The following is a 13,994-nucleotide window of genomic DNA, read 5'->3' on the forward strand; positions in this document are numbered from 1 at the left end:
CGGTGCCCGCGTTACCGCCCGAGCGTACGGTGGGTACGGGCCCGCAGTCCCTGGACGCGGCCGTACTGCGTGTCCTCGACGGCCGTGGGCAGCCCGTCGGCGTCGCCTTCCTGGTCTCCGACACGCTCGCCCTGACCTGCGCGCACGTGGTTCATGCGGCCCTGGGCACGACGGGGGACGCGGCGCCTCCCGCTTCCGCCCGGGTCCAGGTCGACCTTCCCCTCGTGCCCGCCCCGCAGCCCGACGGCGGCACGCCTGCGACGACGGCCGGTGTCGAGCACTGGGTGCCGCCGCGGACACCCGACGGGGGATCCTCGGTGCCCTCCGCGCGCGCCGAGTCCTCCATGCCCACCACGCGCGACGATGTCGTCGAGCCCGCCGACGTGGCCGTGCTTCGGCTGCAGACGCCGCTTCCGGGAGCGGCACCGGTGCGTTTGTTGCACGCGGACGAGTTGTGGGGCCACCCGATGCGGGCGTTCGGGCTGCCCGTCGGCCGTCCCGGCGGGGTCTGGCACGCGGGGGTGTTGCGGGGTCGGCAGGCCGACGGCTGGGTGCAGGCCGATCTCGCCGGCAACGGGTATCCGGTGTCCCGGGGCTTCAGCGGCGGCCCCGTATGGGACGACCGGCTGTCAGGTGTCGTCGGCATGGTCACGGTGGCCGAGTCCGGACAACCGCCCGTCAGTTACTTGATACCCACCGGCGGACTGTTGGCCGCCCGGCCCGAGCTGCGCGCGGTCACGCTGCCGCCGTCGCCGTTCCGGGCTCTCTCGGCATTCCAGGAAACGGACGCGGCGATCTTCCACGGCAGGCGGGCCGAAAGCGACGACGTGGCGCGGGCACTGGCCGCCGAGCGCCTGGTCACCGTCGTGGGGCCGTCGGGATCCGGTAAATCGTCGCTGGCCCTGGCCGGCGTGGCGCCCCGGCTGCGCGCGGAAGGCGCCCAGGTGGCGGTGGTGAGGCCGACTCCCGGCAGCAGCCCGCTCACTGCCTTCGCGGCGGCGGTGCTGCCGCTGCTGGAGCCCGGCTTGCCCGAGGCCGAGCGCCCCCAGCGGATCACGGAACTCGTCGAAGTGCTGCGCCGCCACGGCCCGGCGGACCTCGTGGCCCGGTTGCTCCAGCTGAGGCGCGGCAGCCGACTGCTCCTCGTGGTCGACCAGTTCGAGGAGGTCCTCGGCCTGGAACCGGACGCTGTCGACGAGCTGGCCGACCTGCTGACGGGCGACACGCTGCCCGGCACCGTCCGCGTACTGATCACGTTGCGCGCCGACTTCCTGGAGCCGGTGCTGGCCCATCCGCGGTTCGGCCCGGAGATCGGCGGACACCTGCACGCGCTCGCCCCGCCGACCCCGGAATGCCTGCGCGAGATCGTGACCGTGCCCGTGGAGGCGTTCCCCGGAGTGTCCTACGAACCCCATCTCTCCGAGCGCATCCTCGCCGACACCGACCCGGGGCCGGGTCGGCTGCCGCTCCTCGGCCTCACCCTCGACCTGCTGTGGCAGCGGCAGCAGGGCGGCCTGCTGACGCACCGGGCGTACGAGGAGCTCGGCGGTGTGACCGGCGCGTTGGGCGAACACGCCGACCGGGTCTGGGAAGCGTGCGTGCCGCCCGGGGACGAAGAAGCGGCCAGGCGGCTGTTCACCCGGCTCGTCCGGGTCCCGGTCGGCACGCCCGCGCCCATCCGGCGGATGGCGTTGCGCACCGAACTGCGCGCCGAGGAGTGGAGGGTCGCGCAACGGCTCGCGGGGACGAGGCTGTTGGTGACCGGCCGCGACGTCGAGGGCACCGAGACCGTGGAACTCGCGCACGAGGCGCTGATCAGCGACTGGGGCAAACTGGCCGACTGGACCACCGGGGACCGTGCCTTCCTGGAGTGGCGGGCCGCTCTGCAGCAGGACATGGACCGCTGGGAGCACGCCGAGCGTCCCTCGCAGTTGCTTCCGACGCCCCTGCAGCTCGCCCGGTCCGAACAGTGGCTGAGCGAACGCGGCGAAGAACTGACGGATACCGAACGGCGCTACCTGGACGCCGGCCGCGCCCACCGCCGCGCGAGGGTCCGTCGGCGGCGGACGGTGCTCTCGGCCGTCGGTCTCGTCGTGGCACTGGTCCTGGTGGCACTGTCGTCGCTCTACGCCACGCGGGAGGAGAGCCGGGGACGCGCGGCGGAAGCCGCCTCCCGCGCTCTCGCGGTGGCTGCGGAGGACGACGTACGCACGGAACCCGCCCTGAGCGTGCTGAAGGCACTTGCCGCCTACCGCACGGCGCCGACGCCGGAGGCCCGCAACGCGCTCCTGCGGCAGTACCTGCGCTTCAAGGACTACGACCGGGTGCTGTCCGGTGTGCTGGGCACGGTCTGGGAGGTCACCACCAGTGCGACCGGCGACGTCGTGCTGGCCACCTCGAAACTGGGCCGGGCCGTCCTGTACGTCGGCGCCACCTCCGGTCCGGTGCGCAGCGCCCAGGTGCCCTCGACCGGGCAGGTCCAGGGAGTCGCGGTGTCCGCGGACGGCAGGCGCGGCGCCTACGTCCAGGCGGACGGCAGGGCCGTGTGGTTCGAGGTGGACACCGGCGCCGCAGGCCTGCTCGGCCCGATGCACCGGCTGCCCGACGCGCCGGGGGGCACCGACGTCAGCTGGGAATCCTCGGTGCGCCCCGCGATGTCGGCGGACGGCCGTGTCCTCGCTGCGCGCGTCCGGGGCCGCCTGGTGTGGTGGAACCTGGACCGTGGCACCCTCGCCGGTGAGGTGCCCGCACCCCACGACATGAACACCGCCCTGTGGCTCGGCCCGGACGGGCGGACGCTGCTGACGAAGGTCTACACGGCGTCGGGCGCGCAGGCGCTGAAGTCCGTGGACATGGGCACCGGCCGCGTCACGCAACTCCTCTCCGAGGCCAAGGAGATCCTCGTGTCCGGTGACCGCCGCACCGCGGTCGTGTGCCGAGCGGAGGGCAAGCACACCGTCGTCAGCCGTCACCGGACCTCCGACGGCGCCGGGATCGGCCGCCCCTACCGCGAGCGGGACAAGGCGTATGTCACTGACATATGTACGGTGGACGCCGTCGACGCGACCGGGCGGCGCGTCTCGCTCCCCTGGGGTGAAGGACTGCGCGTCGTGGACCTGAACAGGAGCGAGACGATCTCCTGGTTGCCGCTGCCGCGATCCGGCGCACAGCCCATGCCCGCGAACCTCCTTGCGGAGTCGCACGGCAGGCTCTACTACGTGAGCCAACAGGAGTCGATGATCACCTTCCTGGGACTGACACCGGGCAGACGACTGCCCGAGGTCGCTCAGCAGCGGCTCACCGCCGACGGGAAGCGGACGATCACCGTCCTGGAGGACGGATCCCGCATGGAACTGCGCCCGGCCGACCCGAGGCGGAGAGGACAGGTCCTCGCGGAGGCGTCCCGGGCGAAGCCGTACTGGGTGCCCGACCAGCCCGACCTGCCCGTCTTCGACGGCACCGGCAGGCTCGTCGCCGACCGCGAGTCCGCTGACACGGTGGTCGTCCGGGACGCGTCGACGCTGCGGAAGGTGGCCACCGTGACCGCCGTCCGGCCGCCGAAGACCCGGCCCGGCACCCATTGGGTCCGGGACCTGGACGTCAGTGGGGCGCTCAGCTGGCACTTCCAGCAGTACGAGTTCCGCTACTTCTTCGACCACACCGGCCGCCTGCTGACGGTCTCCGGCACCGTCGTCCAGCAGTGGGATCCGCGAACGGGTCGGCAGACCGCCCGCTTCGACGCCGGCGCGCTGCGCCCCGGCGATGACCCGGACGCGCTCGTGACGATCGCCCCGTATCCGGACCGCAACCAGGTCTCCGTGATCGTGCGGGGGCAGCGCGGCATCCGCGTCGTCGACATCACGGACGGACGCGTCACAGCCCGCGTGCCCACCGAGGGGGATGTCCTCTCCGCCGAATTCAGCTCCGACGGACGGTACTTCGCGGTCATGCGCCGTGAGACGGGACTCGAGGTGTGGCAGCGCGGTGACCCCGGACGCAAGGTGATCGGCCCGCTGAGCACCGTCGGCGAGAGCAGCGCCGACGCGTACCGCGCCGTCTTCCTCGACGACGGCCGCTTCCTGATCGCCGCGGACAACGCCGTACGCACCTACCGGATCGGCGAGCGGAGCTACGGCGACACGTACCTGTTCGCCGATTCGACCCTCAGGACGGGGGACTACTCGTTCCCGGACGTGTCCGAGGACGGCAGGACCGTGCTCCACGCCGCCTCTGACAAGACCGCCAGCGCCCTCGTCCTCGACCCGGAGCTGTGGAAGCGGGAGTTGTGCCGCATCGTCGGAGACCGCGCGTTCACGGCGGACGAACGCGACGACCTCCCGGCGGAGGCGAAGACATGGCAACTGTGCCCGTAGCGCCGGTTGTTGTCCGGCGAGCATGGACGACGAGGTCCGAGCGAGGGGGACGCATGGCGTATCCGGTCGAACCACCCGTGTCCGCGCCCGGTGGCGCCGGGGGTGCCGCCCCGCGCGACCTGACCCTCGCCGCTGGCGCAGACCTGCGGATCTCCCGGACCACCGCGCAGCCCGGCTTCACGGTGCCCCAGACCTGGCGTCGTCCGTCGGACCGGGCGGCGCGATGATGTCGGCGCGGGGACCGGAACGCCAGTCGGCGGCAATCGGCCCGAAGGTCCTGGACAGAGCGCTGCTACGCATCCTGGACGCACGCCGGCAACCCGTCGGCGTGGGCTTCCTGGTGTCCGACACGGTCGCCCTGACCTGCGCGCACGTGGTCTCCGCCGCCCTCGGCACGTCGGCCGACGCACCACCGGAACCCGGCGCGCGCCTGTCGGTCGACCTGCCTCTCGTGCCCACCGTGCCGCATGCGGACGCGACCGTCGAACTGTGGGTGCCGCCGCGGGGGCCGGGCGGTGCGGCATCCGGTCCCGCCGATGTCGCCGTGTTGCGGTTCGCGGCTCCGCTGCCCGGTGCGGGACCCGTGCGGTTGGTCGACGCGGACGAGCCGGCCGACGCAACCGTCGACGATGCCGCGGACGAGCTCTGGGGGCATCGGGTGCGGGCCTTCGGACTGCCGGCCGGGCGCCCCGGCGGGGTATGGCACGCGGGGGTGCTGCGGGGGCGGCAGGCCGACGGCTGGATGCAGGCCGATCTCGCCGGTGACGGTTACCCGGTGTCGCGGGGCTTCAGCGGTGGGCCGGTGTGGGACGACGGTCTGTCGGGCGTGGTCGGCATGGTCACGGTGGCGGAGTCCGGTCAGCCGCCCGTCAGCTATCTGATTCCCACCAGCGGTCTGGTGGCCGCCTGGCCCGAACTGGGCCCACTCGTGCGGCCTCCCGCGCCGTTCCGCGGGCTCGCCGCCTTCGAGGAGGCCGACGCGGCGGTCTTCCACGGCAGGCGGAACGAGAGCGACGCGATCGCCCGGGCACTCGACGACCGGCAATGGGTCACCGTCGTGGGCCCATCGGGTTCCGGCAAGTCGTCGCTGGCGCTCGCCGGTGTGGCGCCACGGCTGCGAGCGCGTGACGCCTGCGTCGTCGTCCTGCGGCCCGCGTCCGGGAGCAGCCCCCTCGCGGCCCTCGCCTCCGCACTGCTGCCGCTGCTGGAACCCGACCTGCCCGAGACCCGACGACTGGCACGCCTGCCCGAACTGTCCGACCAACTGCGCCACCACGGCCTCGCGGACACGACCGAACGCCTGCTCGAGGTCCAGGGTGGCAGTCGACTACTCGTGATCGTCGACCAGTTGGAGGAGCTGCTGTCGCAGCCCCCGGACGCGGTGCGCGAACTGGCCGACGTGTTGTTCGCCGCCGACGCCCTGCCGCCCGCCGTCCGCGTACTCGCCACCCTGCGCGCCGACTTCCTCGAACCCGTCCTCGGTCACACACACCTCGGACCCGTCACCGGTCGGCACCTGCACGCCCTCGGGCCGCTCGGCGAGGACGGCTTGCGCGACATTGTCACCACCCCCGTCGAGCGCCTCCCCGGCGTCTCCTACGAGCCCCACCTCGCCGAACGCATCCTCGCCGACACCGGCACCGAACCAGGCGCGCTGCCGCTCCTCGCCCTCACCCTCGACCTGCTGTGGCAGGGGCAGGAGGACGGCGTGCTCACCCACCGCGCGTACGACGAACTCGGCGGCGTCACCGGCGCGCTCGGCAACCACGCCGACCGGGTCTGGGCCGAACATGTGCCGCCGGACGACGAGGCAACCGCCCGCCGGCTGTTCACCCAGCTCGTCCGGTTGCCGCTCGGTGCCGCTGCGGCCACCCGGCGCCTCGCTCGGCGCGGCGACCTCGGCGAGGACCAGTGGCGCATCGCCCAGCGCCTCGCCGCGCACACCCGGCTGCTCGTCACCGACCGCAGCGCCGAAGGCACCGAGACCGTGGAGCTCACGCACGAGGCGCTGATCGGTGAGTGGGACAAGCTCGCCGCGTGGGTGGCCGAGGACAGGTCCTTCCTCGGCTGGCGGGAGGCCGTGCAGCACGAAATGGAGCGCTGGCAGGAGGCGGACCGTTCCCCCGACCACCTGCCGACCTCCGCGGCGGTGGCCGGCGCCGAACAGTGGCTCCCGGAGCGTGCCGCGGTCCTGAGCGAGGCTGAGCGGGACTACCTGAGGGCCGGCCGGACCCACCGCCGTGCCCGCGCCCGTCGGCGGCGGGCCCTGTTCTCCGGTCTGGCCACGGCCCTGGCGTTCGCTCTGGTGCTCGGCATGCTCTATGTCGTCGAACGCCGCAGCAGCCAGGAACGCGCCGCCCTCGGTGCCTCCCGTGCCCTCGCCCAGGCCGCGCCGGAGTCGACGGTCACCGACCCGGCCCGCGCCGCGTTGCTCTCCCTCGCCGCCTACGACACGTCCCCCACACAGGAGGCCAAGAACGAACTGCTGCGCCAGTACCTTCAGTACAAGGACTACGACCGGGTGCTCTCCGGCGAGCTCGGCGACACCGTCTTCGACAAGAGCCGTGACGGCGACGTGGTCCTCGGGGCGGCCAAGCGCTCCGGCGCCACCCTGTTCGTGCACTCCCTGACCGGACCGCTGCGCACCGTGCGGGTGCCATCCACCGACAAGGTCCAGTACGTCATGGTGTCCGCCGACGGGAGACGCGCCGCCTACGTCCAGTACGACGGCAAGGCCGTGTGGTTCGAGGTGCGCCCCGACGCGAAGCAGCCCGTCGGGCCGCTGCACCGGCTCCCCGACGCCCCCGGCATCGGTACGAATTGGAGCGACACCGTAACCCCCGCGATGTCCCTCGACGGCACGATCATGGTCGCCCACGTGCGCAAACGCATTATCTGGTGGAACCTGGACGGCGGCCCGCACGGCATCCTCGCCGGGAACCTTCCGGCGCCCAAGGGCCTCGAGTTCAAGATGTGGCCAGCCCCCGACGACCGGACGTTGCTGGTCCCCGTCTACAAGCGGTTCCGCGACTTCGGGCAGGGCGAGAAGGGCAGCCTGCTGGCCCTCGACCTCAAGACCGGCAGGAGCCGGCTCGTGGTACGCGCCGACGCCGACCAGATCCGCATCTCCGGCGACCGGACCCGAGCCGTCCTGTGCCACGTGCGGGGCGAGACCACTGAGGTCACCGTCCACCGGGTCCGCGACGGCTCGCGAGAGGGCTACGCCTACAGGGAGAAGAACAAGGACTTCGCATCCACCATCTGCTCCGTGCAGTCCCTCGACAGCTCCGGCCTCCGTGTCGCTCTCAGCTCCCTCAAGGGCCTCACCGTCGTCGACATGCGCGACGGCAAGGTCCTCTCCCGCAACGGCCTGCCCGACTCGACCTCCTCGCTCGCCAAGAGCAGCCCATGGCTCGCGGAGTCCGGCGGCAGGCTCTACTACGTCCGCCACAACGAGTCGATGATCGGTTTCGTCCAACTGCGCCCCGGAAACTGGTTCGTCGAGGTCGCCCAGGAACTCCTCACGCACGACGGCAAGTACACGATCACCGTCCTGGCGGACGGCTCGCGCATGCAACGGCACCACGCGCGCGAGGACAGCGCCCGCGTGCTCGCCGACGTACCGCGCCGCAAGCCCTACTGGGTACCCGAAGCCTCCGAACCCCTCGCCCTCGACCGCACCGGACGGCTCGTCGCCGACCGCGAGGGCGCGAACATCGTCACCGTTCGCGACGCCACCACGCTGCGCCGCACCACCACCGTCACCACCGCCGAACCTCCCCGACTCGACGACTCCACCCCGTCGATCGGGGACATCGAGATCGACGACAAGGGCAGCAGCAAGCACCCGAACTACGATTTCGGCTACTTCTTCGACCGCGGCGGGAAACTGATCACGGCTTCGGGAAACATCGTCGAGCAATGGGATCCGCGCACCGGCCGGCGACTCGCGCGCCTCGACGCCGCGACGGTCCGCTCCCGAGCCGGAGGAGCCAAGGACGCGGAGGTGATGATCGGCCCCTACCCAGTGGCGAACCGGGTCGCCGTCATCGTCCTGGACCGGCCCGGCATCCATGTCGTCGACATCACCACCGGGCGCATCACCGAGACGGTGAAGACCGGCGACGACATCCTCGCCGCCCAGTTCGACGCCAAGGGCGAGTACTTCGCGATCCTGCGCAGGGGCTCGGTGTTGGAACTGTGGCGGCGTGGCGACCCGCCGCACAAGGAGATCGGCCCCCTGCGCAGCCTCGCCGAGTCGGCGGGCACGCCGTTCGCCGTCGAATTCCTGGAGGGCGAGGGCCGCTACCTCGTCGCCGCGAACAACACCGTACGCGTCTACCGGATCGGCGAGCCCGGCTACGAGTCGTTCTACTCGTTCACCGGCCCGCGCGACAGCGCACTCGACGGGCAGCACTCGTTCCTGGCCGCCTCGGCGGACGGCAGCACCGTGCTCCACGTCGGCCCCGACGGCACCGGCGGACCTCTCCAACTGGCGCCAGGTCGGTGGTACCGCGAGCTGTGCAACATCATCGGCGACCGGGAACTCACCCGCGGCGAGGTGGATCTGCTCCCTGCCGATCCGAAGTCCCGGAAACCCTGTACCCGGGATGACTGAGCGACGTCAGACTCACTCTGACCTCTGCCTCGATCAGTTTTTGGACCTGGAATCCGCGCTGATCTGGGTCCTTGCGGGCGATCTCCACCTCGCGGCTGAGGGTCTGCGCGGCCCAGTCGACCAGGCGGCCGGCGAAGCCCTGGTCTGCCCAGATCTTCCGGACTTTCGGGTGGTCGAGGCGGGTCCACAGCAGCGGACTCGTTCGAAGCCACTCGCCGACCTCGCCGCCGACGAACCAGGCGGCCGGATCCCCGACATCGCACCCGGCGTCCTCATGGACGGCGATGATCTGGGCAAGTGGCTTCAGCGGCAGAAACAGCCAGGCACCTGGGCGCAGCTGTCCACCGAGCAGCAGGAACGGCTCTCCGAGTTGGGCGTGAAGCCGCTTGAGGCGCCGTCTCCGGCGCCGACCGCCGCGAGTGCGGCAATGGGCCGAGCAAGGCGCAGCAGGCGTTCCAGCGGGGACTTGCGGCCCTCGCGCAATGGGTCGAAAGGGAATGCCCGCGGCCCGTACCCCGCGGCGCCGTCATGGAGATCGCGGTCGAAGGCGAGGCAGAGCCGGTGCCCGTGCGGCTGGGCGTACGGGTCTCGAACACCAAGTCGAGGTGCGACAAGCTCAGCGCGCAGCAGTTGGAGGCCCTGCGGGAGCTAGGCATGCAATGGGCACAGTGATCATGAGGCGCAAGCTGGCCTGGCCCCGTGGCTCGCTGTACGGCCTCACGATCGCATCCAGGCGGCGAAGGCGTCGACAAGGCCCGTGTAGAACCGCTCACCGGGCACCGAACCCGGGTTTTTGCTGGCGTCGTAGAACGCGACGTTGGTGAAGGTGGCAGAGGCGGAGGCATTGAGGTTCTTGTAGAAGGCGAGCCGGTGCTCAGTGCCTGGCGGGCCGAGCGACGCCGACATGCGCTGAACATCGGTCGCCCGCCGGAGCACGATCTGCGCGAGATCATGAACGCGATCTTGTACGTGGACCGCACTGGGGTGCAGTGGCGCTACCCGCCGCACGACTTCCCGCCCTGGGAGACCTGCTACGGCTACTTCGCCAAGTGGCAGAAGGACGGCGTGTTCGCCCAGCTCACCGGCACACTGTGCAGGCTGTTACGGCAGCAGGAGGGCAAGCGCGCGGAGCCGTCCGCGTGCGTGATCGACGCGCAGAGCGTGAAGACCTCCACCAGCGTCCCGGCCGCAGGGCAGGGCACGGACGCGGCCAAGAAGATTGTCGGCCGCAAGCGGAGCATCGTCACCGACACCCTCGGACTGCTGCTGGCGGTGCTGGTCACGGCCGCGAGCGTGCAGGACTCCGTCGCCGGCACCCATCTGATCGACCAGGTGGCCGCCGCCCACCCCACCATCGGCAAGGTCTGGGTGGACGGCGGCTACCGCCAGCACCTCGTCGAGCACGCCGCCACCCTCGGCATCGACATGGAAATCGTCCAACGCGCCTCCGGAACCAGGGGATTCACCCCGCTACCCAAGCGCTGGACCGTGGAACGGACCTACGGATGGCTGATGTTCCACCGCCGCCTCACACGCGACTACGAGACCCTGCCCGCCCGCTCCGAAGCCATGATCCACCTCGCCATGACCGACCTGATGGCCCGCCGCCTCACCAACGAAGCCACAATCTCCTGGCGCGACCCGGCACCCCGGGATCAAACCCCAATTACGGGATGAAACAACGGAAGAAAACGACCTCTTAAGCATCTTGATCCGGTTGATGTGTCCTTCGACGACGCCGGAGTTCCAGGGCAGGGTGAGGCCGGCTGTGACAGCATCACGGTCGCGGTCGATGCCTGCGGCCAGGGTGTGGAGGGGTGGCAGATCGTCCTGCCGAACGGCGTCGAGCCATCCGGTAGACGTTTACCCTTGCGCTCGGTGAGCATCCGGGCGAAGGACCGGACGTGCCCGGTGAGGGCATCCAGGTCCGGGCAATGGGCCAGCACAGCCTTGAGCCGGAGTTGTTCGCCTTCTGCGAGGCTGTCGGGGTGCCGCAAAATCCACCCCGAGACCGTCCGCGGGGTCGGCGGCCGGGCGGAAACCGGTCCAGGTGAGAGGCGTTTCGCCCGCAGGTAGGCGCGAACTCGCTGGTAGCTGCCCTTGTAGCCGAACGGCACGATCTCCTCCCACAATGCCCAGGCATTGGTGCAGCCCTGGTTCCAGCGGTCGTCCAGGTAGGGCTGGTACTCGTCGAGGACCGTGGGTCGGTTTTGCCACTGCCCCTGGAAGAGATCTTCGGGAGCAACGGCGTCGGCCAAGCGCTTGACGGTGCGGTGGGTCAGGAGCTGGCGGCCGATCGAGCGTCGGCTATGGCCGGCCGCCAGCAGCGTGTGGACGATGGCGTGCCTGTCCCGAATGCGGTCGGCGAACCGGTGCCCTGTTGGCCATGGCGAGCCGGTCATCAGCTCGGGCGGTGGGGCCGCAACCGCAGACTCGGCTGGCTCACGAGCCAAGACCCCAAGGCAGCCGCGGTGCTGGGCGACGCATCGCTCGGCGGCCTCGCTCAGGTTGTGCCACAAGTGCCACCTGTCTGCGACTTGAATCGCCTGGGGCGCCCCGGCAGTGGCTCCTTCCGCGAAGAACGGTGCGCGGTCGCGGCAGACGACCTCAATGTCGGGGCGTTCAGCCAGCCACGCGGCCAGGCTGGATGCTTCCCGGTCAGGAAGCATGTCCACTGGTCGCCGGGTCTCGACGTCGACCAGCACGGTCCCGTAGAAGCGGCCTTTGCGCGTCGCGTACTCGTCGACCCCGACCACCCGCGGCGCCGCTACATCAGGATCGGGCAGGGCCTCGACAAGTCGCAGAACGGTACTGCGGCTGACAGCAACCCCGAAGACACTGGCCATGCGGGCGCCCGCCCGGCCAGCGAGCGCGAGGCCGACCGTAGCCAGCGTCGACCGCAAGCGCTCGGTCCACCGGCCGTACCGCCGGGTCAGCCCGGCTATCAGCTCGACGAAGGTCCGCCGTTCGCACAACGCGTTCCCGCAGATGAACCGGCGGACCCACAGACACAACCGAACCCGCTTCCCCGCACTGGGCACGTCAGCGGGATACCGCAGATAGGAGCTGTGAACCCGCTCCGACCAGCCCCCGCACCCAACGCAGTCGGCCCCGGCCATCGTGCACCGGGCCTCTATTCGTACCACCTCATCGTTCACGTCGACCGACAGCACCGCGATATCCGCGATCGACGGGAACAGCAGCTCCTCCAGCCGGAGCACCATCTCTTCCACGGACCCGAACTGTCAGCCCATCCAGGATCGTCACTGATGGTTTTCAGGCAACTATCGGACGGCAGGAGCGGCCTCCAACCGTCACTCACGGTGCACGCTTCACGGAAAGTGAGCCAGAACCCGTTCTCATGGACAAAGCCAGACATCTGCCGGGGCGCGCAACCGGGGTGTCCCCACCCGTCGGTCACCTTCGTGATGACCTCGCCCTTGCCGTAGTCCTTGAAGCAGACCGGACAGGCACCCGGGTACGCAGCCCGCAGCGAGCTCCGCGGCAGCGGCACCGCCTTCTTCGCCGCCTGCGCCCGCTCGATCGCCTCGCGCTGCACCTTGCCGGACCGCTTCTTCGGCTGCTGCCCGCGTGCTGCCTTCCCGGCCTTCTGTCCCGGGGTCTGTCCCACGCGCGGATCGTAGAACCGCCGGGCGCCGACAGTCGCGCACCACGCACGCCACCACGCCGGAGTCGGCAGCGCACCGATGCGTACTGGGCGCGCGCGGCGCGATGAGTCGCGCACTGCAAGGCACTCCCCCACCGGGTCGTGCGCAGCGCATTCGTTCACTCCCCCATCCAGTGCCCTCCCGAACAGCGCTGCCGCTGCTGCCAGATCGTGGCTGCATTCACCGCGGATCTCCGCACGCCTCAAGGTGTCCACGGTGCCCCGCCGTGACGCGGGGAACGTGCGCTACCCGTTGAGGTCGGCCAGGCAGGAGGTGCCGGTGTTGCACCCTGTGCCGCCCGCTGACTCTCCCGCTCGGGCGCTATGGCCAGGACCGTGTCGAACTCCGTGAAGGGACCGACCTGAATCCAGGGGAGCGCACCTCATCCCCGGGCTGCGTCCACACCGCGCATGGGGTCCCGGACGGTTCACCGTCCGGGCCCCCATGCGGCCGCTGCTCATCGAGTCCCCTGGCCGCCGCAGTCACGGCAGTGATACCAATATTCATCGTTCACCGCTGGCACGCCGGCCGCGGTCGCGCGGGTGTTGAAAAGCGCGACGGCGACGAACCCTCCGACCACCGCAGCGGCCACGCCGCCGATCACACCCACTTTGCCGGCGACCCCAAGGCCGTTCCAGTGGTCAGCGATGCGCCGGCGCAGGGGACTTCTCCCATCGTTGCCTTCTGGTGGCGGGGCGGCCTGCACGTCCTCCAACTAGGGTTCCGAGCGGCGTGTGTTCTCGTTGGAGGTCATGCGGCGAGCCTAGTAGTCGGCGGGTTCCGGGGGCCTCAGTTCGCCGAGGCGCAGCACGTCTTCTCCGCCGTTGCGCTCAGCCTCATTCGCCTCGATGCCTGGTGGAACGGCCACCCGCTCGACCGCACCCGCGTCAGCCGCCTTGCCCGCCTCGACCTCCCTAGCCGCGTGACCGAATAAGCCAGCAGGATCGTCACCAGCCGCAAACGGCGGTGACCAGTCCTTGGGGCAGTTCTGTCATGCTGGTCGCCTCGTCGAGCACGAGGCGACTCCCCTTTAGCTGGGGCACGTAGTTGTAGACGGTGTTGCCCCCGGCCGAGAGAAGTGACAGCGGGCTCAGCGGGCGGCCTTCTTTTGCAGGACCCATACGTAGTGCCACTTGCCGTGTGCGCGTTTGGGTTTGATGTCGGCAAACGCCTGGATGGTCGGCCACAGGCCGGTTGCACCAGCCGCGATCGTCGCGCTGGTGGCGAGTGCACCTTGGAGGGCATCGGGGCGGACCGCGGCAAGGACGGCGCTCGTCGAACCCAGCACAGCACCGGACCGGATCAGGGCCCGGGACCGGGCCGCCTTGTCTATCT

General features: G+C 70.7%; 8 protein-coding genes and 1 pseudogene. 5 read left to right on the plus strand and 4 right to left on the minus strand.

Annotation, left to right across the window (positions count from 1 at the left end):
• Window positions 1-2: 2 nt before the first annotated feature.
• From ACFY3C_RS43010 to ACFY3C_RS43025, 4 genes and pseudogenes are all read left to right on the plus strand, one after another.
• Window positions 3-4,373, plus strand: a complete 4,371-nt coding sequence (locus ACFY3C_RS43010) for an AAA family ATPase (RefSeq protein ID WP_390774786.1) — start codon at window positions 3-5, stop codon at window positions 4,371-4,373.
• 53 nt (window positions 4,374-4,426) lie between these two features.
• A complete protein-coding gene (locus ACFY3C_RS43015; RefSeq protein WP_390774787.1) occupies window positions 4,427-4,600 on the plus strand; it encodes a hypothetical protein in 174 nt (57 codons plus the stop codon).
• Entirely contained in the window at window positions 4,597-8,991 is a 4,395-nt protein-coding gene (locus ACFY3C_RS43020) for a trypsin-like peptidase domain-containing protein (protein ID WP_390774788.1), read from the plus strand. Before ACFY3C_RS43015 ends, ACFY3C_RS43020 begins: the two co-directional genes overlap by 4 nt.
• Window positions 8,992-9,202: 211 nt before the next feature.
• A pseudogene (locus ACFY3C_RS43025) lies at window positions 9,203-9,663 on the plus strand (helicase associated domain-containing protein); the annotation flags it as partial.
• Window positions 9,664-9,708: 45 nt separating this feature from the next.
• Here the strand turns inward: ACFY3C_RS43025 and ACFY3C_RS43030 are convergent.
• Window positions 9,709-9,897 (minus strand): hypothetical protein, encoded by a 189-nt coding sequence (locus tag ACFY3C_RS43030; protein ID WP_390774810.1) that lies wholly within the window; start codon window positions 9,895-9,897, stop codon window positions 9,709-9,711.
• On the opposite strand from ACFY3C_RS43030, the gene ACFY3C_RS43035 reads away from it, so the two are divergent.
• Window positions 9,835-10,668, plus strand: coding sequence for an IS5 family transposase (locus tag ACFY3C_RS43035; RefSeq protein ID WP_390774808.1), 834 nt, complete (start codon window positions 9,835-9,837; stop codon window positions 10,666-10,668). The genes ACFY3C_RS43030 and ACFY3C_RS43035 overlap by 63 nt on opposite strands.
• On the opposite strand, the gene ACFY3C_RS43040 is transcribed toward ACFY3C_RS43035, so the two are convergent.
• The 3 genes from ACFY3C_RS43040 to ACFY3C_RS43050 form a co-directional block, all read right to left on the minus strand.
• Window positions 10,647-12,215 (minus strand): ISL3 family transposase, encoded by a 1,569-nt coding sequence (locus ACFY3C_RS43040; RefSeq protein ID WP_390774809.1) that lies wholly within the window; start codon window positions 12,213-12,215, stop codon window positions 10,647-10,649. The genes ACFY3C_RS43035 and ACFY3C_RS43040 overlap by 22 nt on opposite strands.
• A gap of 901 nt (window positions 12,216-13,116) precedes the next feature.
• A complete protein-coding gene (locus ACFY3C_RS43045) occupies window positions 13,117-13,374 on the minus strand; it encodes a hypothetical protein (RefSeq protein ID WP_390774789.1) in 258 nt (85 codons plus the stop codon).
• A 375-nt stretch (window positions 13,375-13,749) separates the two neighbouring features.
• The gene (locus tag ACFY3C_RS43050; protein WP_390774790.1) at window positions 13,750-13,947 is read right to left on the minus strand and encodes a hypothetical protein; all 198 of its coding nucleotides are present in this window, start codon (window positions 13,945-13,947) and stop codon (window positions 13,750-13,752) included.
• Between the last annotated feature and the right edge of the window lie 47 nt (window positions 13,948-13,994).

Origin of the sequence: Streptomyces sp. NPDC001410 (genome assembly GCF_042895235.1) — a bacterium.
GTDB lineage: Bacteria > Actinomycetota > Actinomycetes > Streptomycetales > Streptomycetaceae > Streptomyces.

Coding starts and splice junctions, on each gene's coding strand:
- ACFY3C_RS43015 (WP_390774787.1), top strand. CDS start 4,427: ATGGCGTATCCGGTCGAACCACCCGTGTCCGCGCCCGGTGGCGCCGGG.
- ACFY3C_RS43020 (WP_390774788.1), top strand. CDS start 4,597: ATGATGTCGGCGCGGGGACCGGAACGCCAGTCGGCGGCAATCGGCCCG.
- ACFY3C_RS43030 (WP_390774810.1), bottom strand. CDS start 9,897: ATGTCGGCGTCGCTCGGCCCGCCAGGCACTGAGCACCGGCTCGCCTTC.
- ACFY3C_RS43040 (WP_390774809.1), bottom strand. CDS start 12,215: ATGGTGCTCCGGCTGGAGGAGCTGCTGTTCCCGTCGATCGCGGATATC.